15 protein-coding genes are annotated in these 13915 nt (G+C 36.6%); 7 read left to right on the plus strand and 8 right to left on the minus strand.

Annotation, left to right across the window (positions count from 1 at the left end; translation table 11 throughout):
• Positions 1-15 precede the first annotated feature (15 nt).
• Entirely contained in the window at positions 16-399 is a 384-nt protein-coding gene (locus tag VK90_RS22255; protein WP_002174004.1) for a hotdog fold thioesterase, read from the minus strand.
• A gap of 96 nt (positions 400-495) precedes the next feature.
• Here VK90_RS22255 and VK90_RS22260 point away from each other — a divergent pair, with 96 nt between their 5' ends.
• Together VK90_RS22260 and VK90_RS22265 are read left to right on the plus strand one after the other, a co-directional pair.
• A complete protein-coding gene (locus tag VK90_RS22260) occupies positions 496-1239 on the plus strand; it encodes a DUF3298 and DUF4163 domain-containing protein (protein WP_048375299.1) in 744 nt (247 codons plus the stop codon).
• 50 nt (positions 1240-1289) lie between these two features.
• A complete protein-coding gene (locus VK90_RS22265; RefSeq protein ID WP_048375301.1) occupies positions 1290-1883 on the plus strand; it encodes a biotin transporter BioY in 594 nt (197 codons plus the stop codon).
• 43 nt (positions 1884-1926) lie between these two features.
• Here the strand turns inward: VK90_RS22265 and galU are convergent, their stop codons facing one another.
• Positions 1927-2814: a UTP--glucose-1-phosphate uridylyltransferase GalU gene (gene galU / locus VK90_RS22270; protein WP_048375303.1), complete on the minus strand. Its 888-nt coding sequence runs from the start codon at positions 2812-2814 to the stop codon at positions 1927-1929.
• A gap of 152 nt (positions 2815-2966) precedes the next feature.
• Entirely contained in the window at positions 2967-4691 is a 1725-nt protein-coding gene (locus tag VK90_RS22275) for a phospho-sugar mutase (RefSeq protein ID WP_048375305.1), read from the minus strand.
• Positions 4692-4834: 143 nt separating this feature from the next.
• On the opposite strand from VK90_RS22275, the gene cdaS reads away from it, so the two are divergent.
• Positions 4835-5440: a sporulation-specific diadenylate cyclase CdaS gene (gene cdaS / locus VK90_RS22280; protein WP_002174009.1), complete on the plus strand. Its 606-nt coding sequence runs from the start codon at positions 4835-4837 to the stop codon at positions 5438-5440.
• Positions 5441-5536: 96 nt separating this feature from the next.
• Here the strand turns inward: cdaS and pepA are convergent, their stop codons facing one another.
• The 4 genes from pepA to VK90_RS22300 all read right to left on the minus strand — a co-directional run bounded on the left by pepA (position 5537) and on the right by VK90_RS22300 (position 8710).
• Positions 5537-7021: a cytosol aminopeptidase gene (gene pepA / locus VK90_RS22285; RefSeq protein ID WP_048375307.1), complete on the minus strand. Its 1485-nt coding sequence runs from the start codon at positions 7019-7021 to the stop codon at positions 5537-5539.
• Between the two features lie 156 nt (positions 7022-7177).
• A complete protein-coding gene (locus VK90_RS22290) occupies positions 7178-7804 on the minus strand; it encodes a 3D domain-containing protein (protein WP_048375469.1) in 627 nt (208 codons plus the stop codon).
• Between the two features lie 85 nt (positions 7805-7889).
• The gene (locus tag VK90_RS22295) at positions 7890-8207 is read right to left on the minus strand and encodes a YuiB family protein (RefSeq protein WP_002174012.1); all 318 of its coding nucleotides are present in this window, start codon (positions 8205-8207) and stop codon (positions 7890-7892) included.
• The gene (locus tag VK90_RS22300) at positions 8204-8710 is read right to left on the minus strand and encodes an NUDIX hydrolase (RefSeq protein ID WP_025149562.1); all 507 of its coding nucleotides are present in this window, start codon (positions 8708-8710) and stop codon (positions 8204-8206) included. Before VK90_RS22300 ends, VK90_RS22295 begins: the two co-directional genes overlap by 4 nt.
• Before the next feature lie 162 nt (positions 8711-8872).
• On the opposite strand from VK90_RS22300, the gene VK90_RS22305 reads away from it, so the two are divergent.
• The gene (locus VK90_RS22305) at positions 8873-9154 is read left to right on the plus strand and encodes a hypothetical protein (protein WP_048375311.1); all 282 of its coding nucleotides are present in this window, start codon (positions 8873-8875) and stop codon (positions 9152-9154) included.
• On the opposite strand, the gene VK90_RS22310 is transcribed toward VK90_RS22305, so the two are convergent.
• Positions 9151-10359 carry an NAD(P)/FAD-dependent oxidoreductase gene (locus VK90_RS22310; RefSeq protein ID WP_048375313.1) on the minus strand — a complete coding sequence of 403 codons (1209 nt, stop codon included), beginning with the start codon at positions 10357-10359 and terminating at the stop codon, positions 9151-9153. The genes VK90_RS22305 and VK90_RS22310 overlap by 4 nt on opposite strands.
• 463 nt (positions 10360-10822) lie before the next feature.
• Here VK90_RS22310 and VK90_RS22315 point away from each other — a divergent pair, with 463 nt between their 5' ends.
• The 3 genes from VK90_RS22315 to VK90_RS22325 all read left to right on the plus strand — a co-directional run bounded on the left by VK90_RS22315 (position 10823) and on the right by VK90_RS22325 (position 13911).
• Positions 10823-11812 carry an NAD(P)/FAD-dependent oxidoreductase gene (locus tag VK90_RS22315; RefSeq protein ID WP_025149563.1) on the plus strand — a complete coding sequence of 330 codons (990 nt, stop codon included), beginning with the start codon at positions 10823-10825 and terminating at the stop codon, positions 11810-11812.
• Between the two features lie 212 nt (positions 11813-12024).
• On the plus strand, positions 12025-12501 hold the full coding sequence (locus VK90_RS22320) for a GyrI-like domain-containing protein (RefSeq protein WP_048375316.1): 477 nt from the start codon (positions 12025-12027) through the stop codon (positions 12499-12501).
• Positions 12502-12663: 162 nt separating this feature from the next.
• Positions 12664-13911: an MFS transporter gene (locus tag VK90_RS22325; RefSeq protein WP_048375318.1), complete on the plus strand. Its 1248-nt coding sequence runs from the start codon at positions 12664-12666 to the stop codon at positions 13909-13911.
• The last annotated feature ends 4 nt before the right edge of the window (positions 13912-13915 follow it).

Below are 13915 nucleotides of genomic sequence, written 5' to 3' on the forward strand. Positions count from 1 at the left end.
AGAGCCGCCTCTTTTCTATTTTTCACGTTTTTCTTTAATTGCTACTGTACATCTTGAAATACATAATAAATCGTCATTTTCATCAATGATACGAATATCCCAAACCATCGTTGTTTGTCCTCTATGTATCGGTGTTCCGATCGCTGTTACAATTCCATCTTGCTTTGAACGAATATGATTTGCATTAATTTCTAATCCGAAACAAATACATTTTTCTTGATCAATTAAATTGTATGAACCAACACTTGCCACAGTTTCTGCTAAAGCAACAGATGCACCGCCATGTAAAAAGCCAAACGGCTGATGTGTGCGTCCATCTACCGGCATCGTAGCAACTACCTTATCTTCTGTCATTTCTAACAACTCAATTCCAAGCGAATCCATTAAAGTTTTTGACATATCGTTTCCCCCTTCTCTCACTTTTAATTAAATGTATATTTTTACCTATTTACTTTCAAACTACCTATAACACTTATATAAGGAGGTTTCACCTAAATGAAACAAAAATTTTGTATACTACTGCTTATGTTCTCCTTGCTGACTATTGTACCAAATTGTATGCATGCAGCCAAAGCATCCAACCTGACAATTGATGTTAAGACTGTAACACAAAAAGGTAAGAAACCTTATATAGAATATCAAATTAATAGGCCTTCTTTTCACAATTTTTCTGATTCACAATTTCAAAATAAGCTGAATTCCTATTACAAAAATTCTACTGATAAATTTAAAAGTAAGTTAGAGAAAGAAGCGAAGAAATATTATAAAGAAACAGAAGGATCTAGCACACCTTTTCATCCATACGTTGCAAATGTTGACTATAAAGTAGCTTTAAACAAACCACCTTTTCTCAGCCTATATGTGAATTACTATCAATATACAGGCGGAGCGCACGGACTTTATAAGTGGAAGGCAAATACATTTGATTTGAACGAAAAAAAATTATTACACTTAGACGATCTATTTCAACAAGAGGATAAATATAAAGAAATACTTCGTACAGAGATTGTAAGACAAATTAAACAAAATGAAAGCATTTATTTTCCTGACGCAGCCGAAAAGGTAATGAGCGCTGAAAAGTTCCACTACTTTTTAGAACCAGATAATCTCGTTATTTACTTCCCTTTATATGAAATTGCTCCTTATTCAAGCGGAATCCCGCAATTTCGTATTCCATATACATTGCTGAGAGACTATTTAAAGTCTTCTTATCAAAATATTTTGATTGACAACAAGTAAATATTTTCGCTACGATATTGTTAACCTAAACACAACAGGAGGTTAACAATATGAGGAGATTTCATGTTTTAGATCTAGCGTTGGCTGCCATGTTCGTCGCTCTTATGGCTATTGGTGCAAATATTGTATCTTGGGCACCATTCCTACAAATAGCGGGCGTTCCATTATCTATGCAACCATTTTTCGCAATTTTAGCAGGGCTTCTTCTTGGAAGTAGACTTGGGGCATTATCAATGACTGTTTATATGCTTGTTGGAGTAGCAGGTGCGCCAATTTTCGCTAACTTCAAAGCTGGATTTGGAGCACTTTTAGATCCTACTGGTGGTTTTATTATCGCATTTATTATCGTTGCTTACGTATCAGGAAAACTAGTGGAACGAAAAGAAAGACCAACATTCAGCACCTTTGCAATTGCTTCTTTCGTCGGAATCATTTTAACGTATATTATCGGTACTACTTATATGTACGGGGCAGTCAATATTTTCATGGGCGGTAATATGAGTTATAAAGCCGCTTGGATGATTATGATGTGGTTTGCAGTAAAAGATATTGCATTTACAATTATCGGCGCTATTATCGCACCTCGCATATACTATGCTGTACGCCGTTCAGCCTATCAACATTCTCATTCGACGATTTCATAATAAAAAGGAGTTGTTCCCATAGGAACAACTCCTTTTTATTATATTAAGACTCTTGCTTCGTTTGCTCATCTAAAATTTTCTTCATCATGACAAGCATATCATCACGTAATTCTTCGTGCTGCAATGCCATTTCAATTGTTGTTTGAACAAATCCTAATTTTTCACCAACGTCATAACGCTTTCCTTCGAAATCATACGCAAATACACGTTGAATTTCATTTAAGCTTTGAATTGCATCCGTTAACTGAATTTCGCCACCCGCTCCAACTTGCTGCTGTTCCAAGAACATAAAGATTTCAGGAGTTAAAACGTAACGTCCCATGATTGCTAAGTTTGAAGGTGCAGTACCTTGCGCTGGTTTTTCAACGAAATTACGAACTTGATAACGACGTCCCTCTTGCTCTAACGGATCGATAATTCCGTAGCGATGTGTTTCTGCCTCAGGAACAGTTTGTACACCAATAACAGAAGAAAGTGTTTTGTCATACTCGTCCATTAATTGACGTAAACATGGTGTTTCAGCTTGAACGATATCATCACCTAATAATACTGCAAATGGCTCATCACCGATGAATTTACGTGCACACCAAACAGCATGTCCTAGCCCTTTCGGTTCTTTTTGACGGATATAATGAATATCTACCATTTTAGAAGAAGCTTGCACTTTCTCAAGTAGTTCATATTTTTTCTTCTCTAATAAGTTTTGCTCTAGTTCAAATGCGTTATCAAAATGATCTTCGATAGAGCGCTTTGTTTTACCAGTAACGATAATAATATCTTCGATTCCTGATTTCACTGCTTCTTCTACAATGTATTGGATAGTTGGTTTATCTACTATCGGTAACATTTCTTTTGGCATCGCTTTTGTTGCTGGTAAAAAGCGTGTTCCTAATCCCGCTGCCGGGATAATTGCTTTTCTCACTTTTTTCATGACAAATACCCTCGCTTTTCATTCTAATTCTCTTAGTAAGGTGCAAATTTATAACATCAACTCTTAATAATCCTCTACATCATACAAAACTATAAGAAAAGAGGAGGTCGTTCTCCGTTCTCCTCTTTTCTTATCAGTAGTACTCTATTCTATTATAAACGATTCATAATGTCTTCTTTAATAGTAAGTAACTTTTGTTCACTATTTTGTAAGGAATCATCTTGTACACCAAAGTAGAATTTAATTTTTGGCTCTGTGCCAGATGGACGTAAGCAGAACCAAGAACCATCTTCTAATTTATATTTTAACACATTTGATTTCGGTAAGTGAATCTCTTCCTTATTTCCATCTTGTAAAGTTGTAATAATGCTTGCCTTATAATCCTCAACCGCAACGACTGTGAAGCCAGCTACTTCTTTCGGAGGATTTTCACGGAATGTTGCCATCATCTCTTGAATCTGTTCCGCACCGTCTTTTCCTTTTAACGTTAACGATACAAGATCTTCACGGAAGAAGCCATACTTCTCGAATACTTCTAATAGACCATCATATAACGTTTTTCCTTGCGCTTTGTAGTATGCAGCTACTTCACATGCAAATAAGACAGATTGTACCGCATCTTTATCACGGCAGAATGGACGAATTAAATAACCATAGCTTTCCTCATAACCGAATTGGAATTCATATTGTCCACTTTCTTCATACTGTTTAATTTTCTCACCAATAAATTTAAATCCAGTTAACGTATCAACTGTATCCAAACCGTATGCTTTTGCGATTGTGCGGCCAATTTCAGACGTTACGATTGTTTTTAGCACAACACCGTTTGCCGGAAGAGTTCCATTTTCTTTCTTTTGTGATAATAAGTAATCGAGCATTAATGCACCTGTTTGGTTACCAGTTAATACTTGGAACTCACCATCGTGATTACGAACTGCTACGCCTAGACGGTCTGCGTCAGGATCAGTTGCGATTAACACGTCTGCGCCAACTTTTTCACCGTCACGAATTGCATACTCAAACGCTGCATGCTCTTCTGGATTCGGCGATTTTACTGTAGAGAAGTTTGGATCTGGTAACTCTTGCTCTTTCACAACCGTTACATCTGTAAATCCAACTTCTTCTAGGCCACGGCGTACAGAAATATTTGACGTTCCATGTAAGGGAGTAAAGACGATTTTTAAATCTTTACCAACTTTTTGTACCATTTCTTTATTAATAATGACATTGTTCAATTCTGCTGCATATGCATCATCTACTTCTTGTCCAATTATATGTAATAAACCGTCAGCTTTTAATTGCTCCACATCAGCAACTTCAACTGTTAATTCATCTTTCACTGCATTTACGTAGCTAATTAACTCATCCGCTTCTTTTGGAGGCAACTGCCCACCATCTTCACCATATACTTTATAACCGTTATATTCAGGTGGATTATGACTCGCCGTAAGAACGATTCCACTTACTGTATGTAAATGACGAACTGCGAAAGAAAGCACTGGCGTTGGACGTAAGCTTTCAAATACATATGTTGTAATACCGTGTGCACCAAGTGTAGCAGCTACTTCCATTGCAAATTCAGGTGATTTATGACGAGAATCATACGCTACAACAACACCGCTTTTTTTCGCTTCTTCACCTAATTTTTCAATAAATACTGCTAATCCTTTTGTTGCTTTACGAACTGTATATACATTTAAACGATTCGTACCAGCACCAAGTTCACCGCGCATACCACCTGTACCAAACTCTAAGTTTTTATAGAAGCTATCTTCAATCTTCTTCTCATCTTGTCTCATGTTTTCTAGCTGTTCTTTTAATTCTACATCTAATTCTGCATATGAAAGCCATCGACTACATTCTTGTTTCCAATTCATCCTTCTATCCCCTCTCACGTGTCATAACTTCATTATATGAAAAAAACAACCTGTATCTCAATATTTTTTAAACTCCAGCAGGATTTTACTATAAATATTTGTATACACTATGGTTAAATACTCCACCAAAGGGAATGAGGATTATGCATGAATGGGGCTTGTCAGAAGAGCTCAAAATAAAAACAAAGCAGATGATCGAAATTGCCGAAAAAGAATTATCAAATATGAGACAAGCAATCGATAAAGAAGATGAATGTATTTTATGTAAAATGGAAGATATTCATCATATGTTAACGAACGTACAGACGTTAGCGGCTACATATTATATTCAAGCATACTTATCACCTTATACGGAAAGTTCGCATTTTATCACAACAGCTGTTCAACATTTAAGCACCCGAAAACACGGTGCTCTTATTGTTGTGGAACGAAACGATATTCTTGATTCTTTCATTCAAACTGGAACGACACTAAACGCACACTTAACCGCTCCACTACTCGAATCGATTTTTTATCCAGGTAATCCTCTTCATGACGGAGCCGTTCTTATTAAAAATAATCATATTGTCTCAGCTGCTAATATTCTTCCGTTAACAACAAGTACAGAGATTGATTCTGAGCTAGGAACACGCCACCGAGCCGCAATTGGTTTATCAGAGAAAAGCGATTCCCTTATATTAGTTGTCTCTGAGGAAACAGGGCGTACTTCATTCGCTTTAAATGGAACTTTATATACGATTTCTTTATAGAAAATGCAGAACACTATATGTACCTATAAAATAAAAAAACTGTTCCGCAAAGATCAATTATGTCATGACCTTTGCGAACAGCTTTTTTCATACTCTTTATTCTTCTCCGAAACGTTCAACAAGTGTTGCAAGTGTACGAACCATCGCACCTGTTGCTCCAGCCGGGCCTAAATCATGCGCACCTGTTGTTTCAGATGTTCCAGCGATGTCTAAGTGCACCCATGGTGTCTCTTCTGCAAATTCACCTAGGAATGTACCTGCCATAACCGCATGTCCTTCACGACCTGGTGAGTTATTTAGATCAGCAAATTTACTGTTTCGAACACGTTCTTTATCACGCTCAAAAATCGGTAATTGCCAAATCGGCTCATCCGTTTCCATTGATGCTTCTAACACTTGTTCAAACAACTCTTCATCGTTCGTCATTGCACCTGTTGTATGATTTCCAAGTGCAACAATTACACCACCTGTTAACGTTGCAACATCAACAAGGTAATTTGCACCAAGTTTCTTCGCATACGTAATGCCATCAGCTAATGCTAGACGACCTTCTGCATCCGTATTTAATACTTCAATTGTTTTTCCGCTCATAGATGTAATAACATCATCTGGCTTAAATGCTGTACCACTTACAACATTATCAGTTGATGGAATCACAGCAATTACATTTTGCTCAGGGCGAAGTTCACCGATGATTTCCATCGCACCAAGAACTGCTGCTGCACCACCCATATCTCCCTTCATACCAACCATGCTTTCACGAGGTTTTAAAGAGTAGCCGCCTGTATCATATGTAATCCCTTTTCCAACGAATCCAATTACATCCGTCCACTCTTCTTTTCCTTTATAAATAAGAGCGATCATTTTTGGTGGCTCTGTAGAACCTTGGTTTACTGCAAGTAATGCACCCATACCAAGCTCTTCCATCTCTTCTTTCTCAAGAACTTTATAGTCCATATCGTATTTTTCAGCTAATTCAACTGCATACTCAGCAAGCTTTGTCGCTGTTAATACGTTTGGCGGCATATTTACAAGCGTACGAGCTGAATTCGTTGCACGTCCATGCACATATCCAACTGTTAATGCTGCTTCAATTTCTTGCGCATCTTCTGCTGTAATAGCAGTAAGCTTTTCTAGCTCTACACTTTCTTTTTTATCCGTTTTATATGTTTGTAATCCGTATGTGCCAAGGCAATATACTTCAGATGCAATATGAGCTACATCAATCGCGTCTAATTTCTCCGTTACGAAAGAATCAAGTAAGATTGCTGCATCTTGTACTTTTGCCACTTGTAACGATTTAAATGCTTTACTAAGAGCTGCACGTAACGTTTCTGTTGTGTATGACTCTTTCTTACCTAAACCAACAAAATAATAACGTTTAACATTTGTTTTTCCTAAGCTATGTACTTTTGAAATGGCTTTCTTCTTAGTAGAAAGTTCTTTTTCTTCTAATAAAACTTGTAATTGTCCCTCAAACGCTTTGTCCAGCTCTTGTACAAAACTGCTCGTTTTATCTTCTTCAAATAAAGCAACAATTACTGCTTCATGACTTGCTAATTCTTTTTGTACTTGAAACATGTTCAGACCCCCTAAATTTCTCTACGTCTATTATAACTGTATTTTCGATAAAATGCGATAATTCTAACTTCTGTCATCTCATATAAAGATGCTACCTCCAATATATTCTATGGTAAAATAAGACAAGAAAAAAAGTCTAGTGTTATTGCCACTAGACTATCTTTGTTTTAAATATTGACCACGAAACACCTGCATCGTTTCATCTTGGTTTAACATCGTTAACTGTTCTTCTGTAAACTTGCCATCTCCGACTTTCACTACATATACGTTTACTTTTTTCTTGCCCCATTGACTATACACATCTTGAACCGTATCGTAATACAAATCAAGCCTATTTCCTTTAATAGCGCCGCCTTTATCCGCTACAACTCCATATCCGTAACCTGGTACAAATAAAATTGTTCCAATTGGGAATACACGTAAATCAGCAGCTATCGTAGAATATAAATCTCTTTTCGCTTTGACACCTGAATATGTAATACCATACTCTGGATGCCCCGGCCTCTTACCCGTCGACTCAACACCTGATGTATAGCCTGTTGCAGTCATTTCTATAACACGATATTTAGACCAGTCATTTGCCTGTTCTAAAGCATTTATCACTTCTTTACTCGGAGCAACTTTTTTCTCAATTTCTGCTGCATGTACTTCTTTTGCACTCGTTTCTTCATATAATTTTATAATTTCTAATAAAGAAACTCCTGTGAAAGCCTTCCATGTTACGCATAATGCGAATGCAAGTAAACAAGTCATCATAATGCGAATACAATATCGTTTTAACATTTTTATATTCCACACTCCTTCATCGTTAATCATTCCCTATACGATAAAGAAATATGCAAAAGAAAATCCCCAATGAAATTGGAGATTAAAACATTTGATACCCACTTTTCCGAAGTTTCTTTATTACAACTCCCGCTAAAGCTGCTCCTACTAATCCAGTAGATAAAATAAACATATCTGCTTGTCCTAAATGCGATACACTCGTTCCAAATGAAGAAAATGTTTCTTTTGGTTTTGAAAAATAATCCCATACACTTGCTTTATTAATAATAAGCATACAAATAATTGGATAAACAATAACCATTACCCATGTAGCCCGCAAAATCATGTTGAGTAAAAATCCAATGCCAAAAAACAAAATAAAGAATAACATCATTGAAATAAGTAGTACCGGTATACTCACTTCTTCTCCCTCTCCTTCGCATACGCCGTAAACACATGATAAGCCGTGTAACCAAATTGCTCTCCTGGATTTAATGTTTTATCCATCTCAAGATGCGACTCTGCTCTTCCTTCTAATAAATATTTAATGAGTACAGAAGTATTTTGATCATCTGCAATATTTTCTGGACGTAAAAAAGCTACTTCCGACAATTCTTTCTCCTGTACAATAACGTCTTCTCCCTCTGGCTCTAAAAGAAAAATAATCATATTATCGCTAATTTCATTACGAATGACACCCGAACGAATACCGATAATCCCCTTTACATGAGCAACAATGCCTGTCTCTTCTAAAATTTCACGTTTCACAGCTTCATCAACAGTCTCACCTTCATTAACAAAACCAGCTGGTAAAGACCACTGCCCTTTCAATCCACCGTATTTCTTCTTAACGAATAGCCATCTCCCATCTTTTGTAGCTACTAAGCCACTGACAGCTAACCACACTTTCCCTCGCTTCCCCATGACGTAACCTCCTCCACCAAAACGGACAGAATATTCTTTCTTTTTTATATATTATACTATATTTTTAAATACACTGTGACTTTTCCTTTCTTAGAGCATAATATCCCCTTCCATATTTTTGATATAACGTTAATAAAGAACTATACGGAAGGAGAAGCACATATGAAGAAAACGAAACAATGGCTTCACGAATCTGCATTTTCTTTCTCTGGAAACGTAATTATTCTATATGTAATTTCTTTCGCTTCCCTTCAAGCTGGACTCATTTTCGGATTCAGACATTGGATTCATCCACTTCATGACACAACAAGCCTTGAAGACAGTATTGCACCAGTCTTTCTTTCTCTTTTCATCCTCTTTTTATTACTATATCGGAAACGTGTATTATACAAAAAAAAGCAGAAACAGCTCATAGCCGTTTCTGCTTTTTCTACTATACATTAAAAGAACTTTAATTTACCTTTTTTAAGAACTAATAAAGGTCCGCCAAGTAAGAATAGGTAACGGTTATCGATTACTTTCTTCATGAAGGAAGCTTTCCAACCTGTTAACTTTTTACCCATAACAACGCCCATTGCATCGTCATGACCTAATGAACATACAGATCCTTTATTATCAAATGCGAATTTTTTCATTTCACCTTTGCCACGAACTAATACAGTTAAGTTGTGTGCGATGTTATAACCTTGTTGAATTGCAATTTGTGCTGTTGGTGGGTATGGACGGTTAATCTCTTCATTGATGATTAACGCTGCGTCACCAACCATGAATACATCTTCATGACCTGGAGCATGCATAAACTCATCCACTTTAATACGTCCGCGCATTGCTTCAAATCCAGACTCTTCTACAATGCCGTTACCACGTACACCTGCAGCCCAAACTACAGTTTCAGATTTAAGAAGTTCAGAATCCTCACCGTTTGCAACGATAATACCTTCTTCAGTTGCTTCTTTAATTGCTGTACCGATGCGGAATTCTACACCTTTTTTCTCAAGTTGTTTTACGGCGTATTCTACTAGTTCTGGATCAAAACCAGGAAGTGCCGTTGGAGCAGCCTCTACACAGATGATGCGTGCTTTTTCACGTGGAATATCGTACTTTTTGCAAAGTTCAGGAATACGATTTGCAAGCTCACCTACGTACTCGATACCAGTGAATCCAGCACCACCAACAACGATTGTTATTAACTCATCGCGTTTTTCAGTCGCATATTGAGCGAATTTTTCTTCCATATGCTCACGAATTTGACGAGTTGCATTAATGTTAGTGATTGAGAATGCATGCTCTTTTAATCCTTTAATTCCGAACGTTTCTGATTCGAAACCAAGTCCGATTACTAAGTAATCATACTCTAATTCACCATTTTGTAAGATAACACGTTTTTCAGCAGCTTTAATTTCTACTACTGTATCTTGTACAAAGTTTACTTTATTTGTATCGATAACGTCTTGAATATCTAGACAGATTTTATCATCCTGTAATGTACCAGCTGCACTCTCGTGTAACCAAGTTGCTTGGTAGTGATAGCTGTTGTTGTTTACTAACGTAATTTCAGCTTCACTTACAGATAATGTTTTTTGCAGACGAACAGTCGTAATCATCCCACCATAACCTGCACCTAAAACTACGATTTTTGGAGTCTTCACCAAATCACAACCCTTTTCTTTATATAATAGTAATGAAAAAATAATACCAAGTACTAAAATCTCTATTTGTCAAGAATGTGGAATTTATCACATTCTATATCGTAACAAAACGCAGTCAAAAAATCGTACGAAATTTGTCATAGAAAATTAACATAATACTTCCCTATATTAGTCGGTTTTATTCTAGAATTCAAGCATCTGGGGAATTATCAATATTTTAAAATAACATAGCGTTTTCAAGGGTTTTCCATCCTTTTTTTCATGTATTTTCCTTTCGCTATATTTTATACAATTCTAAAACGTCTATGCATAAACTTACTTATAATTCAGTCGTTTTCAGAAGTATTATTAACTGAAGTATGCTATCATTTATTTTGAAAGTGTCATCATTTGCAGGATTTTCGTGTACATATGAACAATATATGAAATCAATATTAATTTTCCATCTATAGGGGGAATAAAAGTGACAGAAAATCAAAAAGTTTACGACATAACAATAATTGGTGGTGGCCCAACAGGACTATTCACTGCATTTTATGGCGGAATGAGACAGGCAAGTGTAAAAATTATTGAAAGCTTACCTCAACTTGGTGGACAATTATCCGCACTATATCCTGAGAAATACATTTATGATGTAGCTGGATTCCCGAAAGTACGCGCACAAGAGTTAGTTGATAACTTAAAAGAACAAATGAAGAAATTCGATCCAACTGTTTGTTTAGAAGAAGCTGTTGATACGCTTGAGAAACAAGCTGATGGCATATTTAAACTTGTTACTAATAAACAAACTCACTATTCTAAATCTGTCATTATTACTGCTGGTAATGGTGCTTTCCAACCACGCCGCTTAGAATTAGAAGGCGCAACAAAATACGATAAGAAAAACTTACATTATTTCGTTGATGATATGAATAAATTTGCTGGAAAACGTGTCGTTGTATTTGGCGGCGGTGACTCAGCAGTAGACTGGACAATGATGTTAGAACCGATTGCAGACAAAGTTACAATCGTCCATCGCCGTGATAAATTCCGTGCACATGAACATAGTGTAGAAAACTTAATAAATTCCCGCGCAGAAGTAAGCACACCGTATGTTCCAATTGAACTTATTGGTGATGACACTATTGAGCAAGTCGTTCTTCAACACGTAAAAACAGAAGAAAAAGTTATTATCGATGTTGATGACGTAATCGTAAACTACGGTTTCGTTTCTTCTCTTGGTCCAATTAAAAATTGGGGCTTAGACATTCAAAAGAACAGCATTCTCGTGAATTCGAAAATGGAAACAAATATTCCGGGCATTTACGCTGCTGGTGACATTTGTACATATGAAGGAAAAGTAAAACTCATTGCTTGTGGCTTCGGGGAAGCACCGACAGCAGTAAACAACGCAAAAGCTTACTTTGATCCAAACGCAAAACTTCAACCAATGCATAGCTCAAGTATGTTTTAATATAGAAATAAAAAGAACTCCTTTCACGTATGGAAGGAGTTCTTTTCTTTCTTATAAAGATTCTTAATCCAAATTATCTCAGTCCTTTAAACTGCTAATAGTAAAGCACTCCCTCTTTTCATACTCTCTCCTAAAAAAATACTACTTTTTCCCAAAAATATGTTACAATAAAACAGAACAAACGTTCCTCATTTGATGAAGGAGGTTTTACAATGAAAGAACCTATTATCGTAAAAAAAGAAGCTTTCCGGGCTATCGGCGTTTCTATTACGACGACAAACGAAGAAGAGGCGTCTACTGAAGGAAAAATTCCAAAGCTTTGGGATCGCTACTTCCAAGAACAAATCATGCATCACATTCCAAATCAACAAACAAAAGAAACATGTTCCTTCTATTCAAACTACGAATCAGATGAAACTGGTACATACAAATTTACAATTGGCATGCCCGTTTCTTCATTAGAAGATGTTCCTGAAAATATGACAGCTTTAACAATACCTGCCGCAACGTATGCAGTATTTACAACAAGAAAAGGCCCTGTATCCGAAGTTATTTGTGAAGCTTGGGAATATATTTGGCAATGGTCGAAAGAAAACAAACGTGCTTTCACAACAGACTTTGAGCTTTATGACGAAAGAGCAATGGATCCAAATAACGCACAAGTAGATATTTATATTGCATTAGCTTAAAAAAAGGTGCCCTTCGGCATCTTTTTTTGTCGTTAAATAGCTACTGGGCAAATTCATTATTATTGTCTACAATGAGAAAGTGCAGTATAGAAATATTAGAAACTGTATAAAACGATTGTTAATAGGTTTTAGTCTAAAATTGGTACATAGAAAGGAAGCAATATGGAGGAACTACAACAAAATAAATCTGCTTTAGAAGGAAGCGGAAAGCCGTTATTGAAAAATACGAATTTCCTTTTTCTTTGGGCAGCTACTCTCTTTTCAAGTTTTGCTTTAGCCTTTTTTACTTTTTCACAAACATGGTACATAGCAAAAACATTAAATCTTGAGGCTTCACTCGGTATTGTTTTCGTGGCACTTAGTGTCCCAAGGCTCGTTTTTATGATTGTCGGCGGCGCAGTAGCTGATAAATTCCCGAAAAAGAACATTATGTTTTACTCTAATATTATTCGTGCTATTCTTGTCGCAACAATTCTCACATGGTTCATCGTCGGTGATGTAACACTATATACATTTGCTTTGTTCGCTTTATTCTTCGGACTTGCTGATGCTTTCTTCTGGTCCGCAGACGGATCTATTCTGCCTGAACTCGTAGAAAAAAGCCGTTTAACACAAGCGAATTCACTTACACAAATGACAAACCAAGGATCGGTTATCTTGGGCCCTGTACTTGGCGGAATTCTCATTAAATTTACGAACTATGAAACAATTTTTTCAATTACAATCCTGCTACTTATTATCGCCGCAATACTCGTTCAAAAAATACAATTTACAGTGCCCGAAAAAACTGAAGCAGATAAAGGCATGTTTACTTCTATTAAAGAGGGAATCTCATATGTAAAAGAATCACCATTTCTTTCAACTTTCCTTATTTGTAGCGCCTTTTTAAACTTATTTTTAATCGGTCCGATGCAAGTAGGCTTCCCACTCTTCGTCAAAAACGTGCTGCACGGTGACTCACTCCAGTTTAGTTACTTAGAAGCAGCTGTTGGTGGCGGGATGGCAATAGGCGCTGTCATTGTCGGATTAAAAAATATTAATCGTAGACGCGGGCTATTTTGTATTATCATGATGCTACTGTCTGGTGTATTCTTCCTATCCATCAACTTTAGCACCGTACTCTGGCAAGCATTATTAGCTGGAATGTTTTACGGCATTACAATTGCAATGGCTATCGTTCCACTTATGGCAATGATTCAATCAACAGTAAAAGAAGAAATGATGGGACGCGTTATGAGTTTACTCATGCTTTCATCAATGGGATTCATCCCGCTCTCTTACGCATTTACATCGCTTGCACTTGGGATAGGCATTCCAATTGTAACAGTTATGAAAAGCGGTGCAATTGCCGTTATCGTCTTCGTACTATTTGTAGCAATTCGTGTTCCAGTTGTAAGGAAATTCGATTAGTCAC

This window comes from Bacillus sp. LK2 (assembly GCF_001043575.1).
Lineage (GTDB): Bacteria > Bacillota > Bacilli > Bacillales > Bacillaceae_G > Bacillus_A > Bacillus_A paramycoides.

What these genes read in the sequence shown, in the direction of transcription:
- VK90_RS22255 (WP_002174004.1), bottom strand. Translation starts at nt 399, where the DNA reads ATGTCAAAAACTTTAATGGATTCGCTTGGAATTGAGTTGTTAGAAATG.
- VK90_RS22260 (WP_048375299.1), top strand. Translation starts at nt 496, where the DNA reads ATGAAACAAAAATTTTGTATACTACTGCTTATGTTCTCCTTGCTGACT.
- VK90_RS22265 (WP_048375301.1), top strand. Translation starts at nt 1,290, where the DNA reads ATGAGGAGATTTCATGTTTTAGATCTAGCGTTGGCTGCCATGTTCGTC.
- galU (WP_048375303.1), bottom strand. Translation starts at nt 2,814, where the DNA reads ATGAAAAAAGTGAGAAAAGCAATTATCCCGGCAGCGGGATTAGGAACA.
- VK90_RS22275 (WP_048375305.1), bottom strand. Translation starts at nt 4,691, where the DNA reads ATGAATTGGAAACAAGAATGTAGTCGATGGCTTTCATATGCAGAATTA.
- cdaS (WP_002174009.1), top strand. Translation starts at nt 4,835, where the DNA reads ATGCATGAATGGGGCTTGTCAGAAGAGCTCAAAATAAAAACAAAGCAG.
- pepA (WP_048375307.1), bottom strand. Translation starts at nt 7,021, where the DNA reads ATGTTTCAAGTACAAAAAGAATTAGCAAGTCATGAAGCAGTAATTGTT.
- VK90_RS22290 (WP_048375469.1), bottom strand. Translation starts at nt 7,804, where the DNA reads ATGTTAAAACGATATTGTATTCGCATTATGATGACTTGTTTACTTGCA.
- VK90_RS22300 (WP_025149562.1), bottom strand. Translation starts at nt 8,710, where the DNA reads ATGGGGAAGCGAGGGAAAGTGTGGTTAGCTGTCAGTGGCTTAGTAGCT.
- VK90_RS22305 (WP_048375311.1), top strand. Translation starts at nt 8,873, where the DNA reads ATGAAGAAAACGAAACAATGGCTTCACGAATCTGCATTTTCTTTCTCT.
- VK90_RS22320 (WP_048375316.1), top strand. Translation starts at nt 12,025, where the DNA reads ATGAAAGAACCTATTATCGTAAAAAAAGAAGCTTTCCGGGCTATCGGC.
- VK90_RS22325 (WP_048375318.1), top strand. Translation starts at nt 12,664, where the DNA reads ATGGAGGAACTACAACAAAATAAATCTGCTTTAGAAGGAAGCGGAAAG.